At 66.4% G+C, this 19,615-nt stretch carries 22 protein-coding genes; 14 read left to right on the forward strand and 8 right to left on the reverse strand.

The genetic code is table 11. The features are described from left to right. Window positions 1-14: 14 nt before the first annotated feature. From uvrC to AXW83_RS11495, 6 genes are all read left to right on the forward strand, one after another. On the forward strand, window positions 15-2,216 hold the full coding sequence (gene uvrC, locus AXW83_RS11470; RefSeq protein WP_066613573.1) for an excinuclease ABC subunit UvrC: 2,202 nt from the start codon (window positions 15-17) through the stop codon (window positions 2,214-2,216). Between the two features lie 84 nt (window positions 2,217-2,300). After that, window positions 2,301-2,912, forward strand: a complete 612-nt coding sequence (gene pgsA / locus AXW83_RS11475) for a CDP-diacylglycerol--glycerol-3-phosphate 3-phosphatidyltransferase (protein WP_066620345.1) — start codon at window positions 2,301-2,303, stop codon at window positions 2,910-2,912. Continuing rightward, complete coding sequence (moaD, locus tag AXW83_RS11480) at window positions 2,909-3,190, forward strand: molybdopterin converting factor subunit 1 (RefSeq protein WP_066613576.1); 282 nt, start codon at window positions 2,909-2,911, stop codon at window positions 3,188-3,190. Before pgsA ends, moaD begins: the two co-directional genes overlap by 4 nt. Before the next feature lie 150 nt (window positions 3,191-3,340). Beyond that, window positions 3,341-3,793, forward strand: coding sequence for a molybdenum cofactor biosynthesis protein MoaE (locus AXW83_RS11485; protein ID WP_066620348.1), 453 nt, complete (start codon window positions 3,341-3,343; stop codon window positions 3,791-3,793). Between the two features lie 74 nt (window positions 3,794-3,867). Further along, the gene (locus AXW83_RS11490; RefSeq protein ID WP_066613578.1) at window positions 3,868-4,125 is read left to right on the forward strand and encodes a type II toxin-antitoxin system Phd/YefM family antitoxin; all 258 of its coding nucleotides are present in this window, start codon (window positions 3,868-3,870) and stop codon (window positions 4,123-4,125) included. 6 nt (window positions 4,126-4,131) lie between these two features. Beyond that, window positions 4,132-4,593, forward strand: a complete 462-nt coding sequence (locus AXW83_RS11495) for a type II toxin-antitoxin system PemK/MazF family toxin (RefSeq protein WP_066613581.1) — start codon at window positions 4,132-4,134, stop codon at window positions 4,591-4,593. A gap of 29 nt (window positions 4,594-4,622) precedes the next feature. Here the strand turns inward: AXW83_RS11495 and AXW83_RS11500 are convergent, their stop codons facing one another. After that, a complete protein-coding gene (locus AXW83_RS11500) occupies window positions 4,623-5,504 on the reverse strand; it encodes a branched-chain amino acid aminotransferase (RefSeq protein WP_066613584.1) in 882 nt (293 codons plus the stop codon). A 202-nt stretch (window positions 5,505-5,706) separates the two neighbouring features. On the opposite strand from AXW83_RS11500, the gene AXW83_RS11505 reads away from it, so the two are divergent. From AXW83_RS11505 to AXW83_RS11515, 3 genes are all read left to right on the forward strand, one after another. After that, window positions 5,707-6,228, forward strand: a complete 522-nt coding sequence (locus AXW83_RS11505) for a MarR family winged helix-turn-helix transcriptional regulator (RefSeq protein WP_066613586.1) — start codon at window positions 5,707-5,709, stop codon at window positions 6,226-6,228. A gap of 102 nt (window positions 6,229-6,330) precedes the next feature. Next, entirely contained in the window at window positions 6,331-7,059 is a 729-nt protein-coding gene (locus AXW83_RS11510) for a response regulator (RefSeq protein WP_066613593.1), read from the forward strand. A gap of 105 nt (window positions 7,060-7,164) precedes the next feature. Then, window positions 7,165-8,499 carry an ATP-binding protein gene (locus tag AXW83_RS11515; protein ID WP_066620351.1) on the forward strand — a complete coding sequence of 445 codons (1,335 nt, stop codon included), beginning with the start codon at window positions 7,165-7,167 and terminating at the stop codon, window positions 8,497-8,499. Window positions 8,500-8,501: 2 nt separating this feature from the next. Here AXW83_RS11515 and AXW83_RS11520 read toward each other — a convergent pair whose 3' ends face one another. Then, window positions 8,502-9,401 (reverse strand): LysR family transcriptional regulator, encoded by a 900-nt coding sequence (locus AXW83_RS11520; protein ID WP_066613596.1) that lies wholly within the window; start codon window positions 9,399-9,401, stop codon window positions 8,502-8,504. 100 nt (window positions 9,402-9,501) lie between these two features. Here AXW83_RS11520 and AXW83_RS11525 point away from each other — a divergent pair, with 100 nt between their 5' ends. Further along, complete coding sequence (locus tag AXW83_RS11525; protein ID WP_066613602.1) at window positions 9,502-10,125, forward strand: glutathione S-transferase; 624 nt, start codon at window positions 9,502-9,504, stop codon at window positions 10,123-10,125. Between the two features lie 5 nt (window positions 10,126-10,130). Further along, on the forward strand, window positions 10,131-11,057 hold the full coding sequence (locus tag AXW83_RS11530; protein ID WP_066613604.1) for a pyridoxamine 5'-phosphate oxidase family protein: 927 nt from the start codon (window positions 10,131-10,133) through the stop codon (window positions 11,055-11,057). Window positions 11,058-11,068: 11 nt separating this feature from the next. Here the strand turns inward: AXW83_RS11530 and AXW83_RS11535 are convergent, their stop codons facing one another. The 6 genes from AXW83_RS11535 to AXW83_RS11560 form a co-directional block, all read right to left on the reverse strand. Further along, entirely contained in the window at window positions 11,069-11,428 is a 360-nt protein-coding gene (locus AXW83_RS11535; RefSeq protein WP_066613606.1) for a tRNA-binding protein, read from the reverse strand. Continuing rightward, window positions 11,425-13,407 (reverse strand): methyl-accepting chemotaxis protein, encoded by a 1,983-nt coding sequence (locus AXW83_RS11540; protein ID WP_066613608.1) that lies wholly within the window; start codon window positions 13,405-13,407, stop codon window positions 11,425-11,427. Before AXW83_RS11540 ends, AXW83_RS11535 begins: the two co-directional genes overlap by 4 nt. A 93-nt stretch (window positions 13,408-13,500) precedes the next feature. Then, on the reverse strand, window positions 13,501-14,241 hold the full coding sequence (locus AXW83_RS11545) for a TetR/AcrR family transcriptional regulator (RefSeq protein ID WP_156639952.1): 741 nt from the start codon (window positions 14,239-14,241) through the stop codon (window positions 13,501-13,503). Between the two features lie 66 nt (window positions 14,242-14,307). Continuing rightward, window positions 14,308-15,129, reverse strand: coding sequence for a pyrroline-5-carboxylate reductase (gene proC / locus AXW83_RS11550; RefSeq protein WP_066613610.1), 822 nt, complete (start codon window positions 15,127-15,129; stop codon window positions 14,308-14,310). Between the two features lie 118 nt (window positions 15,130-15,247). Then, window positions 15,248-15,754 (reverse strand): type III secretion system chaperone family protein, encoded by a 507-nt coding sequence (locus AXW83_RS11555; protein WP_066613612.1) that lies wholly within the window; start codon window positions 15,752-15,754, stop codon window positions 15,248-15,250. A gap of 364 nt (window positions 15,755-16,118) precedes the next feature. After that, window positions 16,119-16,373 (reverse strand): accessory factor UbiK family protein, encoded by a 255-nt coding sequence (locus AXW83_RS11560; protein ID WP_066613614.1) that lies wholly within the window; start codon window positions 16,371-16,373, stop codon window positions 16,119-16,121. A gap of 162 nt (window positions 16,374-16,535) precedes the next feature. Here AXW83_RS11560 and AXW83_RS11565 point away from each other — a divergent pair, with 162 nt between their 5' ends. From AXW83_RS11565 to AXW83_RS11575, 3 genes are all read left to right on the forward strand, one after another. After that, on the forward strand, window positions 16,536-17,687 hold the full coding sequence (locus AXW83_RS11565) for a M24 family metallopeptidase (protein WP_066613616.1): 1,152 nt from the start codon (window positions 16,536-16,538) through the stop codon (window positions 17,685-17,687). Between the two features lie 67 nt (window positions 17,688-17,754). Beyond that, complete coding sequence (locus tag AXW83_RS11570; protein WP_066613619.1) at window positions 17,755-18,306, forward strand: hypothetical protein; 552 nt, start codon at window positions 17,755-17,757, stop codon at window positions 18,304-18,306. 278 nt (window positions 18,307-18,584) lie between these two features. Next, on the forward strand, window positions 18,585-19,529 hold the full coding sequence (locus AXW83_RS11575; protein ID WP_066613622.1) for a ribose-phosphate pyrophosphokinase: 945 nt from the start codon (window positions 18,585-18,587) through the stop codon (window positions 19,527-19,529). Window positions 19,530-19,615: the final 86 nt, after the last annotated feature.

Here is a 19,615-nt window from a genome sequence, read left to right on the forward strand (position 1 = left end):
CCTACATGCGTGCCATGACTCGCGAACGGCCCGACGACATTCCCGAAGACGACATCGAGGACGAGGAGGACACCCTCCTCAGCCCCCCGCTCGATCTCGGCGAGGCCGCGCCGGGCGCGTTGAAGCACGGCATCGAGGTTATCGCCGGCTTCGCGAAGCACCTGCCGAACAAGCCCGGCGTCTACCGCATGTTCGATCGCGCGGGCGAGGTGCTCTATGTCGGCAAGGCCAAGAACCTGAAGAACCGGGTAACGGCCTATGCGCGCGGCATGGCCCATACCAATGCGGTCGCGCGCATGATCGCCGAGACGGCGAATATGGAGTTCGTCACCACCGGCACCGAGACCGAGGCTCTGCTGCTCGAATCCAACCTGATCAAGCAGCTCAGGCCGCGCTACAACGTGCTGCTGCGCGACGACAAGAGCTTCCCCTACATCCTGCTGACCGGCGATCACGAGGCGCCGCAGATCGCGAAACATCGCGGTTCGCGGCAACGCAAGGGCGACTATTACGGCCCCTTCGCCTCGGTCTGGGCGGTGAAGCGCACCATCGACGCGTTGCAGAAGGCGTTTTTGCTGCGCTCCTGCACCGACTCGTTCTACGAGAACCGCACGCGACCCTGCCTGCTCTTCCAGATCAAGCGCTGCGCCGGCCCCTGCACCGGCGAAATCTCAATCCCCGACTATCAGGGCTTGGTCGGCCAGGCGCGCGACTTCCTGGCCGGCCGCTCCTCAGATGTGAAGCGGACGCTGTCGGCCCGGATGCAGGCGGCGGCCGAGGAACTCGAATTCGAGAAGGCGGCGCGTTATCGCGACCGGTTGGCAGCGCTGTCGGCCGTAGCGGCCGGGCAGGACATCAACACGCAAGGGGTCGAGGAGGCCGACGTCTTCGCCATCGACGAGCAGGCCGGGCAGTTCTGCGTCGAGATCTTCTTTTTCCGCAATCACCAGAACTGGGGCAACCGGGCGCTGTTTCCCCGCGCCGACCGCTCGCTGACGCCGGCCGAGGTGCTCGCCTCGGTGGTGACGCAATTCTACGACGACAAGCCGCCGCCCCGCCTCGTGCTGCTTTCGCATCCGGTCGAGGAGATCGAGCTGATCGCCGCCGCCCTATCAGCCCGCGCCGGCCGCAAGGTCGAGGTCGCCAACCCCAAGCGCGGCGAGCGCCACGATCTGATGTCGCACGCCCTGCGCAACGCCCGCGAGGCGCTCTCGCGAAAGCTCGCCGACAATGCCGGGCAGCAATCGCTGCTGGCGGCGCTGGGCGCGGCCTTCGGCGTCGCGCGCGCCCCGCGCCGCGTCGAGGTCTACGACAACTCGCACATCATGGGCACCAATGCGGTGGGCGGCATGGTCGTGGCCGGCAAGGACGGTTTCATGAAGAGCCATTACCGCACCTTCAACATCTCGACCGACACCATCGCCGGCGATGATTTCGGCATGATGCGCGAGGTGCTGCAGCGGCGGTTTGCAAGGCTGGCAAAGGAGAACGGCAGCATCACGCCTCTCCCGCCGAGCCCTCATCCTGACGAGGCCGCGCAAGCGGCCGTCTCGAAGGATGCTCCAGAGGGCGCTGGAGCCTCGACCGGTCCCCTTCCCCCCGCTTGCGGTGGGGAAGGGTTAGGGATGGGGGGGCGTGCAGAAAATGGCGAAACCGATCGTCTCGGCGACTCTCCCCCCCACCCAACCCTCCCCACCGCAAGCGGGGGGAGGGCTAGCGTTGAGCCGCATCTTGCAACCGACGAGCCCGACGACGCCGCCTTCCCCTCCCGCCCCGACCTCGTCATCGTCGATGGCGGCAAGGGCCAGTTCGAGGCGGCGCGAAAGATCATGGCCGAATGCGGCGCAAGCGACATCCCCCTCGTCGCCATCGCCAAGGGCGTCGACCGCAACGCCATGCGCGAGACCTTCCACATGGCCGGCCGCGAACCGTTCAAGCTGCAGCCGCGCGATCCGGCGCTCTATTTCATCCAGCGCCTGCGCGACGAGGCCCACCGCTTCGCCATCGGCACCCATCGGGCAAGGCGCAAGAAGGACACGATGAAGAACCCGCTCGACGAAATTCCCGGCATCGGCCCGTCGCGAAAGCGCGCGCTGCTGCTGCATTTCGGGACCGTAAAGGCGATCCAGCGCGCAAAACTCGACGACCTGATGGATACGCCCGGCGTCAACGCCGCGACGGCAAAGGCCGTGCACGCGTTTTTCCATGAGGGGTGAGCGCGTCCGACGCATGCCCGTATTTGCGGCTGTCGTGGCTTTGCGTGTTGACGCTGTAGCGGCCACGCTGTTTGGGTGGTCGGCGTGACGATATTTCCAGACGCCATCCGGCGACGTGGCCCATGGTCGCTGCCGAACCTCCTGACCTACGGCCGCATCCTCGCGATTCCGGCCGTGGTCGGCCTGTTGTTCTGGCCTCGCGACGACTGGGTGCGCTGGATCGCGCTCGGCGTCTATGTCCTCGCCGCCGTTACCGACTACCTCGATGGCTGGATCGCCCGCGCCTGGAGCCAGCAATCGGCAATCGGCCGGATGCTCGATCCGATCGCCGACAAGCTGCTGGTCTGCGCCCTGCTGCTGATGCTGGTCCATACCGAAACCATCAAGGGCTGGGCGATCTGGGCGGCCATCGTCATCCTCTGTCGCGAAATCCTGGTCTCGGGCCTGCGCGAGTTCCTCGCCGAACTCAAGGTGAGCGTGCCAGTCAGCAAGGTCGCGAAATGGAAGACGACGGCGCAACTGCTCGCGCTCGGCTTCCTCGTGGCCGGACCGGCGGGCGACAAGGTCCTGCCCCACAACACGCTGATCGGCATCGTCATGCTCTGGGTCGCCGCCGTCCTGACCATCTATACCGGCTGGGATTATCTCAACGCCGGCATCCGCCATCTCGTTGACGAGGACGAGCGCGCGCCATGACCGACACGATCGCGACGACGCAGACGCTCAAGCTGGTCTATTTCGCCTGGGTGCGCGAGCGCGTCGGGCTGGCCGATGAGACCGTCACGCCCCCGCCCGGCACCACCACCATCGCCGATCTGGTGCGCTGGCTGAAGAGCCGCGACGAAGGCTATCAGGCCGCTTTCGACAACGAGGCGATCGTGCGCGCCGCGATCGACCACCGCCATGTGAAACCGATGGCCAGCATCGCCGGAGCCCGCGAGATCGCCTTCTTCCCGCCAATGACGGGGGGGTGATGACCCCAGCGATGTCATTCCGGGGCCGCGCACAGCGCGGAACCCGGAACCCACGACAGGGTGAGCGATGGACATACTTGCTTTGCCGTCGCACTCGGTCGTGGGTTCCGGGTTCGCGCCTGCGGCACGCCCCGGAATGACGCTGTGGTCATGACCCCGATCATCCGCATCCAGCGCGAGGATTTCGACCTCGCCGCCGAGGTCGCCGCGCTGACCGCCGGCCGCGCCGATATCGGTGCCGTGGTCACCTTCGCCGGGCTCTGCCGCGACGAGGGCGGCACCTTGCGTGCGCTAGAACTGGAGCATTATCCTGGCATGGCCGAGGCCGAGATCGGCCTCGTCGCAGAGGAGGCGGCCGCGCGCTGGCCGCTGTCGGGGCTGGTCGCAATCCACCGCTACGGATTGGTCGCTCCCGGCGAGCAGATCGTGCTGGTCGTCACAACGTCCGCCCATCGCCGCGCCGCCTTCGAGGCCGCCGAATTCCTGATGGACTACCTCAAGACTCGCGCCCCGTTCTGGAAGCGCGAGCACCTCACAGACGGCACCACCGGCGGCTGGGTCGAGGCGAAGGCGGACGACGACGCCGCTGCGGGGCGGTGGTAGCGCGTCGCCACCCGGAAATTGACGCGACAGGCGGAAGCTTCCATATTATCCGGATAATCCGGAAGGAGCCTCCCATGCTCAAAGTCACTGCCGCACAGTTGCAGAAGCAGTTCGGCCGCTATCGCGAGGCTGCGATTCGCCAACCCGTGGCGATCACCCACCACGGCCGGGACAGCCTCGTGCTGATCTCGGCGGAGGAATACGAGCGGCTGAAATATTTCGACGACCGGAAGGCTGTCTACCCTTGGGAACTACCCGATGATCTAATCGAGGCTCTGGAACATGCCGAGGCGCCATCGGAATCGGCGCAATTCAATCACGAATGCGAATAAACGCGCATGTCTATCGTGGCGCCGGAGCCGGGGCTTGTCATTCGCTATGCCTATCTGTGGCGAGATCAAGCCGCTTCTGGCCGCGTCGAAGCGTCGAAAGACCGGCCATGCGCGGTCGTGCTGACGACGAAACGCGCGAATGACAAGACGGTGGTTGTCGTCGCGCCCATCACGCATGCACGACCGCGCGATCCCAGCGTTGGCATCGAAATCCCGGCGGCCGCGAAGGCTCGCCTTGGGCTCGACGTCGAGCCATCATGGGTCATCACGAATGACCTGAACTATTTTACCTGGCCCGGACCCGATATCCGCCCGGTCACGCATAACCGCGCCGGGCGCGGCTTTGTCTACGGACAACTGTCGCAATCGCTGACCAATCGTCTGATAGCAAATGTGCGGGAGCGATTGCGGGAAGGCCGGAGCCAGATAACCGGCCGCAATGAAGGCATGCCGCCACGAGAATCATGACAATCTCGGTGTCGGGCATGCGCCCTCCCTCAAGCCGCCTTCGCCCTCACCGCATCCGAGTAATCCTCCATGATCACCTTACCCATATTGCCGGTGATGAAGGAGTAGGGTCCGATCTCCGAGACCAGCGTCACTTCCGCCGCCGAGCCGGTTATGAAGCACTCGTTGAAGCTCTCCAACTCCTCGGGGCGGATGCGGCGCTCGATCACCTCGAAACCGCGCTTCTTGCACTGGTCGATCACCGACTGGCGCGTCAGCCCGTTGAGGAAGCGGTCGGCAAGCGGGGTGTGAATCACGCCGTCCTTGATGAAGAAGATGTTGGCGCCGGTGCATTCGGCGACATTGCCTTCCCAGTCGAGCATCATCGCGTCGGCGTAGCCCCCACGCTCCGCCTTGTGCTTGGACAGCGAGCAGATCATGTAGAGCCCCGCCGCCTTGGCATGGACCGGTGCGCAGGCCGGATCGGGCCGGCGGTATTCGGCGACGTCGAGGCGCACGCCCTTCAGCTTCTGCGCCATGTCGAACATGCTCGGCCATTCCCAGACCGCGATCGCGGTATGGATCGTGTTGTTGATGCCGGAAACCGCCATCATCTCCGAGCCGCGCCAGGCGACCGGGCGGATATAGGCGTCCTTGAGCCCGTTCTCCTGCAGGCAGAGCTCTTTCGCGGCATCAAGCTCCGCAACCGACCAAGGGATCGTGAAATCCATGATCTCGGCGGACTTGTGGAAGCGCTTCGAATGCTCGGTGCCCTTGTAGATCACGCCGTCATAGGCGCGCTCGCCCTCGAACACGCAGGAGCCGTAATGCAGCCCATGGGTCAGTACGTGAATCTTCGCGTCCTTCCACGGCACGAGCCTGCCGTCGAACCAGATGACGCCGTCGCGCTGGTCGAAAGGAATGACTGACATGGGACTATCCTCTTCACTCAAAACCGGCCTGGCCGAACATCGCCAAAGCGACGCGCGGTGCGCAAGCCCGGACCGAAAAATGCGCCGCGACGGCATCTTGCGACATATTCCGTCGTCCGGCGGCCTTGACCGGTAATCTTGCGTCTGAGATATGTCAATAACACTGACATAAATTTTCGAGAGGTTATCGCAGGTGTCGGATATGCAGCCTGAATCGATCGAGGCAAGACCGGACTCCGCTCGCGCCGGGGCGGTGCCTTACGACCTGATCGAGCTGCTGTTTTTCGCCTATCGCGATTTTGTCAGCGATCCGGACCGCATCCTGGCCGATTACGGCTTCGGCCGCGCCCATCACCGCGTCCTGCATTTCGTCCAGCGCCGGCCGGGGCTGACCATCGCCGAATTGCTCGACATCCTGCAGATCACCAAGCAGAGCCTCAACCGCGTGCTGAAGGAGTTGGTCGAGACCGGTTTCGTCGAGCAGCGCACGGGCACGCAGGACAAGCGCCAGCGCAAGCTGCACACCACCCCGGCCGGTCAGGACCTCGCCATGCGGCTCGTGCAGCTTCAGGCGACACGGATTTCATCGGCTCTGGAGGGCTTAGGCCCGGACGGCGGGCAGGCCGTCGCGCGCTATTTGTCGGGTTTGATCGACGCATCCGAGCGCAATAAGGTCCTGGGCTTTCTCCAAAGCCCTGCCCCGCCACAGGCCAGCCGCGACTGACAAGGGCGAACCAGGCGTTCGATCGAACCCGATCTGTTGCGGGCCGGACACGGAAACGACGCGCGGCCATGCCATAGTGCGCTCGATCCAAAGGGGCACGCCATGGCCGCACAAGCACAGCGCAAACCGCTGCCCGACGAGGCGCCGCACATCCTCGTGGTCGATGACGACCGCCGCCTGCGCGACCTCTTGGCGCGGTTCCTCGGCGACAACGGCTACCGCGTGACCACGGCGGCGAATGCGCGCGAGGCCGATACGCGGCTGGGCCAACTCGTCTTCGACGCCATCGTGCTCGACATCATGATGCCGGGCGAGAACGGCTTCGATTTCGCGAAACGCTTCCGCGAAGGATCCGCTTTGCCGATCCTGATGCTCACCGCCCGCGCCGACGGCAAGGACCGGATCAACGGTCTCGAACTTGGCGTCGACGACTATCTCGCGAAACCCTTCGAGCCGCGCGAATTGCTGCTGCGGCTGGGCAACATCCTCAAGCGCACCATCATCGTCGATACGGCCCAGTCGGGCACGCGGCCCGATTTCGTGCGTTTCGGCCCGTTCATCTACGGGCTGGCGCGCGGCGAACTGCACAAGGGCGAGGAGACGATCCGCCTGACCGAGCGCGAGCGCGAGATTCTGACCGCGCTGGCAGAGCGGGCCGGCGAAGTCGTGCCGCGCGAGGAACTGGCGGCGCAAGGGACAGCCGCCAACGACCGCACGGTCGATGTCCAGATGAACCGCCTGCGCCGCAAGATCGAGCGCGACCAGGCCGATCCGCTCTATCTCCAGACGGTGCGCGGCGTCGGCTACCGGCTCGTCACGGATCGGGTCTGACGGGTGTCGAACGGCGCCAGACGGTTGCGGATGCCCCAGGCGATCGGGTTGGGCCTCGGCCGCATCCAGGCCGGTCTGACGCGCGGCCTCGATGCGCTGAAGCCGATGCGCCGGATCGTCAACGGGCCTTTGCGCGTCATCGCCCGCTACATGCCGAAGGGGCTCTATCCCCGCGCGCTGGTCATCGTCATCGCGCCGGTGGTCCTGCTGCAATCCGTGATCGCCTATGTCTTCATGGAGCGGCACTGGCAGACGGTAACGCAGCGCCTGTCCTCGGCCGTCTCGGCCGACATCGCGGCGATGATCGACGTCTATGAGAGCTATCCGCAGGATGTCCAGTTCGCGACGATCTCGCGCATCGCGCAGGAGCGGCTGGGCATGGATCTCGACATCATCCCCGATTCCGACCTGCCCGCACCCGGCCCCCGCCCCTTCTTCTCGCTGCTCGACAGCGCACTCTCGACCGAGCTCAGCCAGCAGGTCGCGCGGCCCTTCTGGCTCGACACGGTCGGGCGCTCCAGCCTGATCGAAATCCGGATCAAGCTCGGCAAGGACGTGATGCGCGTGCTGACGCGGCGCAACCAGGCCTATGCCTCCAACAGCCACATCTTCCTGGTCTGGATGCTCGGCACCTCGCTGATCCTGCTGACCATCGCCGTGCTGTTCCTGCGCAACCAGATCAGGCCGATCCTGCGGCTGGCCGACGCGGCCGAGGCCTTCGGCAAGGGCCGCGACGCGGATTTCCGGCCGCGCGGCGCCCGCGAGGTCCGCCGCGCCGGCAACGCCTTCATCGAGATGAAGCGCCGCGTCGAGCGCTCGGTTGGCGAGCGCACCACCATGCTGAACGGCGTCAGCCACGATCTGCGCACCATCCTGACGCGCTTCAAGCTGTCGCTGGCCCTGTTCGAGCGCTCCTCCGAGATCGACGCCCTGGAAAAGGACGTCGACGAGATGACCCGCATGCTGGAGGACTACCTCGCCTTCGCGCGCGGCGATGCCGGCGAAGCCGCCGTCGAGACCGATATTCGTGCGCTGCTCGAGGAGCTGAAGGCCGATGCCGAACGGCAAGGCCACCAGACCGGGCTCGAGGTCGTCGGCGATCCGCTGGTCGTCATCAGGCCCGACGCCTTCCGCCGCCTGCTCACCAACCTCGTCTCCAACGCCGCCCGCTATGGCGACCGCATCGCGATCCGCGCCACCCATGACGCGCGCTACCTGATCGTGATGATCGACGACGACGGCCCCGGCATCCCCGCCGAGCAGCGCGAGGAGGTGTTCCGTCCCTTCTTCCGGCTCGACGAGGCACGCAACGTCGATGCGGGGGGCACCGGCCTGGGCCTCGCCATCGCCCGCGACATCGCCCGCGCCCATGGCGGCGACATCATCCTGGCCGACTCGCCTCTCGGCGGCTTGCGGGCGACGGTGCGGCTGCCTGTGTGAGATCAGGCGTCGTCGCCGATCGGCGCGTTCTCGGGCAAATACGCGACGGCAAGGTCGATGAAGGCGCGAACCTTCGGCGACATCTGGAGACCGGCCGTCGTGACGAGCTGCACCGGCAACGGCGGTGGCTCGTGTTCGGGCAGGATGCGCAGCAGCGTGCCTGCGGCGAGGTCGTCGGCGGCTTGATAGGATAACAGCCTGGCGATCCCCTGCCCGGCACGCGCCGCGACCAGAACCGCCTCGACCTCGTTGACGATCAGCCGCGGCGCCACCGTGATCCGCGTCCCCCGCCCGCTGCCGAAGCGCCACACCAGCGTCTGTCCCGCCGCGACGCTCGCGATCGTGTCATGCCCGGCGAGATGGGCCGGTCGGCCCGGCAGTCCTCGCCGTTCGAGATAGCCCGGCGGCGCGACGGTGATCCGCCGTACGCTGCCGAGACGCCGCGCCACCATGCCGGAATCCGGCATCGGGCCGATCCGGAGTGCCAGATGCAGCTCCTCCTCGATCAGATCGAGATTGCGGTCGGCCAGCAGGAGTTCGACCTGAGTCTCCGGGTAGCGCGCCAGATAGGCCGTGACCAGCGGCGTGACATGGCGCCGCCCGAAGGCCAAAGGCGCGGTGATGCGCAAAAGCCCCCGCACGGGCTGGCCGGCGACGTCGCGCAGCGAAGCCTCGTAATCGGCGAGCAGCCGGCGTGCCCGGACCGCCAGCTCGCGTCCGGCGTCGGTCGTCGTCAGTTGCCGCGTCGTGCGCGCGATCAGGCGACCGCCGGCCCGCTCCTCCAAAGACGCGAGCCCCCGCGTGATCGCCGGCCGCGACCGCCTGAGCCGGCGCGATGCACCCGCCAGGCTGCCGGCATCGACGATGGCGACGAAGATCGCGAGTTCGTCCAGACGGTCCATGGATCATTCCAGAAATTGGAATTCTGAAGTCAAAGCATAGCATCTTTCGTCTCAAATCCGGAACGCCCATTTTGGCGGCCTCATCCTCGGGAGGCTTGCCATGACCGCACCACAGATCGTCCTGCACGGAACGCCGCGCTCCGGACACGCGCATCGGGTCGAGCTGCTGCTGCTCGCACTCGGCCTGCCCCACCAGCTCCAGGCCGCGCCGGTCGCGGTCAGGCGCACGGACGCCTTCCGGGCGCTGAACGCGCTGCAGGAGGTCCCCGTGCTGGTGGACGGCGACCTCATCCTCGCCGACAGCAATGCGATCCTGGTCTATCTCGCCAAGCGCTATGGCGAGGGCACGAACTGGCTGCCTGAAGAGCCTGTCGCGGCCGCACGCGTGCAGCGCTGGCTCTCGAGCGCGGCCGGCGAGGTCATGCATGGTCCCGCCACGGCACGGCTCATCGTCCAGTTCGGCATCGACGACGATATCGAGCGTGCGGGCCGGATCGCCGCCAAGCTGCTCGCCTTCATGGACGAGCACCTCGCGACCCGTGTCTTTCTCGCCGCCGACCACCCCACCATCGCCGATCTCGCCTGCTACTCCTATGTTGCCCACGCCCCAGAGGGCGGCGTGCCGCTCGCGCCCTATGCCCATCTGCGCGCCTGGATCGCACGCATCGAGGCGCTGCCCTTCTTCAAGGCGATGCCGGGCGCGCCTTTGTCCAAAGCGGAGTGAGCCCAGTGGACCCGTCCCCTTTCCATCCCGACGAACTGGCGGCCCAGGCCCGCGCGGGGGCGCTTTCACGCGGCGCCGGCATCCGCGATGCGATGCCCGATCAGCACCGAGGTTTCTTCGGCCAACTGCCGATCCTCTTCGCCTCCGTCGCGGATGCCGGCGGCCATCCCCTGGCGACCCTCGTCAGCGGCGAGCCCGGCTTCGTGCAAAGCCCGACGCCGACGACGCTGTCGGTCCGCGCCCTGCCCCCACAGAGCGATCCGGCGGCAGTGCATCTGCAGCCAGACCGGCCGATCGGCCTGCTCGGACTGGAATTTCCGTCACGACGCCGCAACCGCGCCAATGGCGTTGTCACGACGCGTGACGCCGGCGGCTTTTCGGTCTCGGTCCGGCAGAGCTTCGGCAATTGCGCGAAATACATCCAGGCCCGAACGCCGGTCCCGATAGCCGGGAGGAACACGGAAACCGTCGAAATGCTCGGCGCGCTCGACGAGGGCGCACGCAGCCAGATCGCAGCAGCCGACACCTTCTTCCTCGCCAGCCAGAGCGCCGATCCGGCCCATGGCGGCCTCGACATGTCGCATCGCGGCGGCAGGCCGGGCTTCGTCGCGATCGACGGCGACACGCTGCTGGTGCCTGATTTCGCCGGCAACAACTATTTCAACAGCTTCGGGAACCTGCTGAGCGACCCGCGCGCGGGATTGCTTTTCGTCGATTTCGCTGACGGTTCTCTGCTGCAATTGCAGGGGACTGCGCAGATCATCTGGGACGGCGAGACGCTCTCACATGTCGTCGGAGCAGAGCGCCTGCTGCGGATTGCCATTACCGCCGGCTGGCGGCGCAGGGGCGCCCTGCCCTTCGCCTGGTCTCCCGTCGAACCGGCCGCGACGACCTTGCAGACGGGCGTGTGGGATACCGACGCCATGGCATGAAGTGGAGGCGGCTAGAACATCCGCCCGCCATCCGGCACCGGCAGCCCCGGCGAGATCAGCACGACTTCGCCCTCGGCGTCCGGCATGCCTAGCGTCAGCACCTCGGACATGAACTTGCCGATCTGGCGCGGCGGGAAATTGACCACCGCCAGAACCTGCCGGCCCGGCAGATCCTCCGGCGTGTAGTGCTTCGTGATCTGCGCGGAGGATTTCCTGAGGCCGATCGTGCCGCCGAAATCGATCACCAGCTTGATCGCCGGCTTGCGCGCCTCCGGATAGGGAGCGGCCTCGACGATGGTGCCGACGCGGATATCGACCTTGAGGAAATCGTCGAAGCCGATCGGAGCGGAGGGTTCGGCAGGCGCGCTCAAAACTCCGACCAGCCCTTGTCATGGGCGGCCGGATCGAGCTTGCGCGCGGCCGCGCCGCCTCCGGAATAAGCCGAGGCCTTCGCGCGTGGCGCGGCGGGGCGCGGAGCCGGCGCGACGGCGGCGCGCATGGTCTGCGCCATCGTCCTGAGACCACCGACATCGCCGCCGAGCTGGAAGCGGGCGACCAGCGCTGCAAGCCTGTCGGCCTCCTGCGTCAGGGAATGCGCGGCGGCCGTCGATTCCTCGGCCATCGCGGCATTCTGCTGCGTCGCCTGGTCCATCTCGTTAACGGCGGTGTTGACCTCCTGGAGGCCGGCTGCCTGCTCTTGTGCCGCACCCGCGATCTCGGCCACGAGCCCGGTCACGAGGTTGATCTGCTCGGCCATGCGCTGCAGCGCGCTGCCGGTCTGGCCGACCAGCGCCACGCCCTTGTCGACCTCGACCGTCGAAGCCGCGATCAGCGCCTTGATCTCCTTGGCCGCCTCGGCCGAGCGCTGCGCCAGCGCCCGCACCTCGGATGCGACCACTGCGAAGCCCTTGCCGGCGTCGCCGGCGCGGGCCGCCTCGACGCTGGCGTTCAGCGCCAGCAGATTGGTCTGGAAGGCGATCTCGTCGATCACGCCGACGATCTGCGAGATCTCGTCGGCCGATTTCTCGATACCTCCCATCGCCGCGACCGCGTCGCGCACGATCGTCGTCGACTGCTCGGCCTCGGTCTTGACCTGACCGGTCGCCTGGCTTGCCTGACGGGCGCTTTCAGCCGTCTGGCGCACCGTCGCGGTCAGTTCGTCGAGCGCCGTCGCGGTCTCCTCGACCGAGGAGGCCTGCTGCTCGGTGCGGCCGGCGAGATCGTCGGCGGCCTGACTGATCTCGCCCGAGCCCGCCTTCATGCTTTCGGTGTTCGTCGCGATCTGCCGCATCGTCTCCTGCAGCTTGGCGATCGCGCCGTTGAAATCATCCTTCAGCTTGGCGTATTCGGCGCTGAACGGCTCGTCGATGCGATAGGTCAGGTCGCCCTCGGACAGACGCTCGAGGCCGTTTCCAAGCGCATGGACGACGCTTTCCTGAATCCGCGACTGCTCGGCGCGGTCGGCCTCGTTGCGGCGGCGTTCGCCATCTGCGGCGTCGCGGGCGGTATTTGCCTGCGCCTCGACGCGGGACTTGTCGGCTTCCATCTCGACCTTCGCCAGCGCGGCATCGCGGAAGACCACGAGCGACCGGGCCATCGAACCGATCTCGTCGGAGCGCTCCTGATGTGCGATCTCGGCGTTGAGGTCACCGGCGGCGAGGCCGTTCATCGTACCCGAAAGCGAGGTCAGCATTCCCGAAGCGCGGCGGCTCAGCAGGATGACGAGGCCAAGCATCAGCAGGCCGAGCGGGACCAGCACCTTGGCGACATCAGCCATCATGCTGAGAAATGCCGAATTGACATCGTGGACGTGCAGCCCGGCACCGACGACCCATTGCCATTTTGGCACCGCGATCACATGAGAGATTTTCAGACTGGGCTCCGCGTCTCCAGGCTTGATCCACAGATAGTCGATGAATCCTGAGCCTTTGGCCTTACCGAGATCGACCATCTCTTTAAGGAAGAACCGGCCGTCCTTGTCTTTCAACGAAATCTGATTTGTTTTTTCCAATGCCTTGTTCGCATGGAGCGGAAAATTACCGTCGAAATCGATGATGAAATAATAATTCCCACCATCGAAGCGAGCGTTTTTAAGTGCATCGATCGCCATCTTCCTGGCGTCTGCGTCCTTCAACTCGCCGGCTTCGGCACGTGCAAGATAGCTGTTGACGGTCGACGCCGCTGCTTCGACGACATTCTTGATCTCGGCGCGCTTGAGAGTGATCATCTCCTTATGCGCCGCGTCGAGGGTGTAGCCGACCCCGCCGACCGCGAGGAGCACGGCAAGCACGGCAATCAGCCCGAACGAGCGCCCGATCGACAGGGTAGCGAATTTCTTGATGAGCGACACGTCAGCCCCCGCGCAAATGAGATTCCTCACATTCGCGCAAATTGGCTAAGGTCTGCTTAATGATGCGGCAGGGCGCCCGAACTGCCGATGTTGTCAGATCGCCGGCACGTAGTCCTCGTCGCGCGGTCGTTCCTCGCCGCGCTCGCGCCGGCGCACGCCAGGCCGTCGCCCCGAGCACAGCGCCCGCGCCAGTCCGCGCAGCGGCGCGGTCAGCCTGTGCAAATCCTCGGCCCGGGCCATGATCCTGCCGGCGGTCTTCAGTTCGCGATCGAGCCTCGCCATGGTGCGGGAGAGGTCAGGCTCGTCGTCGCCGAGCCAGGTCTCGCCGACGCGCGCCATCAGCAGCACCGCGCCCTGCACACGCAGGCCGCCGAGCGCATCCTCGGTTGGAATGCCGGCCGAGGCCAGCATGTAGCGCCAGGAATTCACCGCCCCGCGATTGAGCGCGGCGAGCGTCAGCGGATCGCGTCGGATCACCGGCATGATGCGGCGCAAGGCTTCCTTGTAGGGCGACATCGCATCGAGCCGGCGCATCACGAGGTCGAACATGCGCTCGCGCATGGGCTCGCCCGCCAGATCGTCGGAGGCGCCCGCTAGCACGGCGTCGTCGACCAGCCGCGTCAGCCCACCGAGCATGGCGAGTTTCGAGGGAAACAGGCTACGCAACGCCGAGAGAGACAACCCGGCCTCGGCCGCGATGTCGCCGAGTTCGATGTCGCTCCAGGGGCGGCCGGCGGCAAGCCGCATGAGAGCCTCGATCGCCTGCTTGCGCGGATCGGTCGGCGCGGCCGGGGCGGCGGGTTCGGCAATCGGGGGAACGGGTTCGGGGGCCATGTGAGTTCTCCTCTCGCGACGCGATGAGGAGAAGCTAGGCCTCGATCGCGACCGTTGAAAGGCCGCTCAGCCGGAAAGCTCCTCGGCGCGACGTTTGGCAGCAGCCACGGTTCGCATCATCAGCGGCTTCAGGCCGTCATCGGCCATGAGAACAGAAAGGCCCGCCGCCGTGGTGCCGGCCGGCGAGGTCACGTTCTGGCGCAGCGTCGCAGGCGACAGCGGCGACTGGAACAGCAATTCGCCCGCGCCCTCGATCGTGGCGCGCGCCAGCCTCTCCGCCACATCCGCCGGCAGTCCAACCGCCGCGCCGGCCGCCGCAAGGCATTCGACCAGGTGAAAGACATAGGCCGGCCCGGAGCCGGACACCGCCGTGACCGCGTCGATCAGGTTCTCGTCGTCGAGCCACTCGACCTTGCCGATGCTGCCGAGCAGCGCATCGGTCATCGCCCGCTGGGCGGCGCTGACGCCGGGGCCGGGCGCGGCCGCCGTGACGCCGCGCTGGACCGCTGCCGGCAGGTTCGGCATCGCCCGGATCAGCGCCGTCGCGTTGGGCAGCCGCGCCGACAGATCCCCCAGCGTCTTGCCGGCCAGCACCGAGATCAGCAGCGTCTGCGGGCGGATGAAAGCTTGAACGGCGGGCGCGGCGGTATCGAGCATCTGCGGTTTGGTCGCGAGCACAAGGACATCGACGGGTCCCACGGTCTCGGGCGCCGGGTTCAGCCGCGTGCCCTTCTCTCTCGCCAGTGCGGCCATCTCGTCGGACGGATGCGGATCGATAAGGCTGATCCCGGCCGGGTTCATGCCGATGCGCAGCCAGCCCTCCAGCATCGCCCCTCCCATCTTGCCCGCGCCGATGAGAACGAGCGATTGCGGCAGGGGTCTGGTCATGGGCTTTGGTCTCGCTGGCAGAACGTCATTCTCGGGCTCGCCCCGAGAATCTCTCAGAAGAAAGCCTTCTCGTCATGAGATGGTCGGGTCAAGCCCGACCATGACGCCCGCGATTGGCTCACGCCTCTCCAACCGTCTCCAGCATCGCGCCTTCGAGCCCTTCCTTGGCCGTCTTGCCGGCCCAGACGACGAACTGGAACGCCTGGAAATAGCGCTCGCAGGCATCGATCGCCGCCTTGATCAGCGCGGCGGCCTGTTCGTCGGTCGGCTCGGCACCGCCCGAGAGCAGCAGAGCGTGGCGGTACATCACCACGTTCTCGCTGCTCCACAGGTCGAAATGGCCGAGCCAGAGCTGCTCGTTGACGAGGCTGACGAGTTGCAGCACCTCGCCGCGCCGCCGCTCCGGCACCTTCAGGTCGAAGGCGCAGGCGATATGGATCGCCTCGACCTCCTCGAGCCAGGTGATCGCGACATGATAGTCCGACCAGCCGCCGGTGACCGCGACCGACAATTCGTCGTCGCTGTCACGGTCGAAGGTCCAGTTGTTGAGAGCGGCCAGCCGTTCGATGAGGTCGAGGGGATTGGAGGGCCGGTCGATATCGGCGTCCAGATCGAGGTCCATCATGCCCTAGGGTCCAACTGCCGGCACCTGCTGGCGCAGATGCGGCGCGTTCGAGAACGGGAACACGGCGACGGAAAGCAAAGATACGCAACAAGACTGTGGCGGCCAAAGATTAAGACGGCCTTCACATCCTCCGGCAGGCCTTTTGGACAGGCCCGCCGACGAATCACCTTCCATCGACGATAGCGCAGGCGCTGTGACGCTCCCAACACGGCTGCACGCTCCCCGGATTCGGGGGCGGGGCTCAATCCCCGCACGCCGCTGTCCACAGCACATGGCTGTGGAGGACGCAGCCAGGCCACTGGCTGCAGCCCACAGCCCTCATTCTGACGGAAAGAGATGACGGCGTGAAAATGCCGAGCAGCACTCAGCTGCCAGTCTTCGCGCCTTCCAGCGCTGCCAACCGCGCTGCGAGCTTGTCGTTCTCCTCGCGCGCCAGCAGTGCCATCTCGCGCACCGCCTCGAACTCCTCGCGCGTGACCACGTCCATGTCGCGCAGCAGCCGCTCGATCTGCGTCTTGACGACGGTCTCGACCTCGCGGCGCACCCCTTGCGCCGCGCCAGCGGCATCGGTGGCGAGGCGAGCGATGTCGTCGAGGATGCGGCTGGAGGTCGTGACCATGGGGCTCTCCGGAACGGCGGCGTTGCGCCTTGCTGACCCAGATATGGGGGCGAAGCCCGAGCCGCGCAATCGTGAGCGCCGACGCATGATCGCATGGCGCTGTTCAACCCATGCCGTTTGCACGCTATGCAGAAGCGGAAACTCGAAGCCGGATCTCAGCCGATGGCCCTGCATTTCACCACGCCCGAATTCGCCCGCCGCCGCGACGCGCTTCTGACCGCCATGCAGCGCGACGGGCTCGATGCGCTCTTCCTGTTCCAGCAGGAATCGATGTTCTGGCTGACCGGCTACGACACCTTCGGCTTCTGCTTCTTCCAGTGTCTGGCCGTGAAGGCCGACGGCACCATGGCTCTTCTCACCCGCTCGGCCGACTACCGCCAGGCGCAGCAGACCTCCAACCTGAGCGACATCCGCATCTGGAAGGACGGCCGCGACGCCAACCCGGCGCTCGACCTGCTGGCGCTGGCGCGCGATCTCGGTCTTGCGGGCAAGCGCATCGGCGTCGAATACGAATCCTATGGTCTCGTGGCTGCCAATGGCCGCAAGCTCGACGCGGCCTTCGCAGGCGTCAGCGATCTCATCGATGCCTCGACCATCGTCACGCGCCTGCGCTCCGTGAAGTCGGCCGAGGAAATCGTCTATGTCCGGCGCGCAGCGGCGCTCTCCGACGCGGCCGACAAGGCCGGCCTCGACGCCATCCGCGCCGGCGCCGACGAAGGCGACATCCTGGCCGCCCAGCACGATGCCATCTTCTCGGGCGGCGGCGACTATCCCGCCAACGAGTTCATCATCGGCTCCGGCGCCGACGCCCTGCTCTGCCGCTACAAATCCGGCCGGCGCAGGCTCGACGCTGACGACCAGATCACGCTGGAATTCGCCGGCGTCGACCGCCACTACCATGCAGCGATTATGCGCACCGTCGTGGTCGGCGAGCCAAAACCCCTGCACCGGCGTTATCACGCCGCCGCCAAGGCCGCACTGCTCGCCTGCGAGGCGGAGCTGAAGCCCGGCCGCACGGCCGGCGACGTCTTCGCGGCCCATGCCCGCGTGCTCGACGAGCATGGACTCTCCCAGCACCGCCTCAACGCCTGCGGCTACTCGCTCGGCGCCAAGTTCACGCCGTCCTGGATGGACTGGCCGATGTTCTACGAGGCCAATGACTGGCCGCTCGAAGCGGGCATGGTGATGTTCGCGCACATGATCCTGATGGATTCCGCATCAGAGACGGCGATGTGCCTGGGCCGGACCTATATCGTCGGCGAAACGGCGGCCGAACCCGTCAACCTGCCCGATCTGGACCTTGCGATCCGTTGAGCCTAGAAAGGCCGGCAACGATTTGTAAAGAAGTCCGGACCCGTACGACAACAAGGCGGGAAGCGTCATGACCAGACACCTAAACGGCCTCGTTTTAATTCCGCTCGCCGCGCTCGCGCTGGCGGGCTGTCAGGAAACCACGACCGTCGCGCGCCAGCGCGTCGATGCGCCTGGCGTCCCGGTGTCGGTGCAGAGCATTTCCGGTGCACCCGACTCGGTGACGACCAATTTCGCCAGCCTGCTCGGCGAGGCCGCCGCCGAACGCAAGATGGAGATCGTCGCGGGCGACAAGCCGGCGCGCTTCCGGGTCCGGGGCTATCTGACCGCTCAGCCGACCGTCGACGGCCAGACCTCGCTCGCCTTCGTCTGGGACGTCTATGACGAGAGCAAGAAGCGCGCCCAGCGCGTCCAGGGCGAGAGCTTCGGCCGGAGCGGCGGCGGCGCCGACCCGTGGTCGGGAATCGACCAGACCGTCGTCGCCAAGGCGGCCTCGGAATCGATGGACGCCATTGCGGGTTTTCTGGTCACCACGCCGGCCGTCGAGACCGTCAATCCGGGTGACAAGACCAAGGCCGCGGGAACAAAGACGGCCGCCGCCGCTACTGGCAAGCGACTCTGAGGCGCGCCCACAAGCCATCGGCTCTACCCTCGGTAACGCTCCGTCATCCTGGACAAGCCGCTTAGCTGCGCCGATCCGGGACGCGCTGGTGTCGCAGCGCGATCGGGCTTTGCGGCTTCGCGCAACCCGGCGAGCGGCTTGGCACACCTCATCGCCTTTTGCACTGCCCTTTCGCAGTGCAGCGGTCGACTCGTCGTCATGCCGCTGTTATGAGCCCTGCGAACTGAGCCAGCTTCAGGCTGCTCACGCCCAGCCAGACCAAAACGGTGCGACCCGGCATGCCTTCTTCGTTCAAAGTCGTCGCAGGCAATTCGAACCGGCCGCTCGCGGAAGCGATCTGCGCCCATCTCGGCATTCCGCTCGCCAAGGCCTCGGTCCGGCGCTTCGCCGACATGGAGGTTTTCGTCGAGATCCAGGAGAACGTCCGCGGCCAGGATGTCTTCATCATCCAGTCGACCTCGTTTCCGACCAACGACCATCTGATGGAACTGCTGATCATCACCGACGCATTGCGCCGCTCCTCGGCGCGCCGCATCACGGCGGTGATCCCGTATTTCGGCTATGCGCGCCAGGATCGTCGCGCCTCGGGCCGCACGCCGATCTCGGCAAAACTCGTCGCCAATCTGATCACCCATGCCGGCGTCGACCGCGTGCTGACGCTCGACTTGCACGCCGGCCAGATCCAGGGCTTCTTCGACATACCCACCGACAACCTCTTCGGCGCTCCGCTGATGTCGCGCGACATCAAGGAGCGGCTCGACTGGAAGAACGCCATGGTGGTGTCGCCCGATGTCGGCGGCGTGGTGCGCGCACGCGCGCTCGCCAAGCGCATCGACGCCTCGCTCGCCATCGTCGACAAGCGCCGCGACCGGCCCGGCGAATCCGAGGTGATGAACATCATCGGCTCGGTCGAGGGCCGCTCCTGCATCCTGCTCGACGACATCGTCGATTCCGGCGGCACCCTGGTCAACGCAGCCGAGGCGCTGCTCGACCAGGGCGCGCGCGAGGTCTACGCCTACATCACTCATGGCGTGCTCTCGGGCGGCGCGGTGGCGCGCATCGCCAATTCCAAGCTCAAGGAACTGGTGATCACCGACTCGATCATGCCGACGGAAGCCGTGAAGGTCGCCCGCAACATCCGCGTCATCTCCATCGCGCAATTGATGGGCGAGGCGATCGAGCGCACGGCGGCCGAATCGAGCGTGTCGAGCCTGTTCGATTGAGAAGATCCCCAGCTGGTTTGACGATAGTACCCAAATCGCGTTGTCATCCCGGACAAGCCGCGCAGCGGCGCCGATCCGGGATCCAT

This window comes from Bosea sp. PAMC 26642 (assembly GCF_001562255.1).
In the GTDB taxonomy this organism is placed as follows: Bacteria; Pseudomonadota; Alphaproteobacteria; order Rhizobiales; family Beijerinckiaceae; genus Allobosea.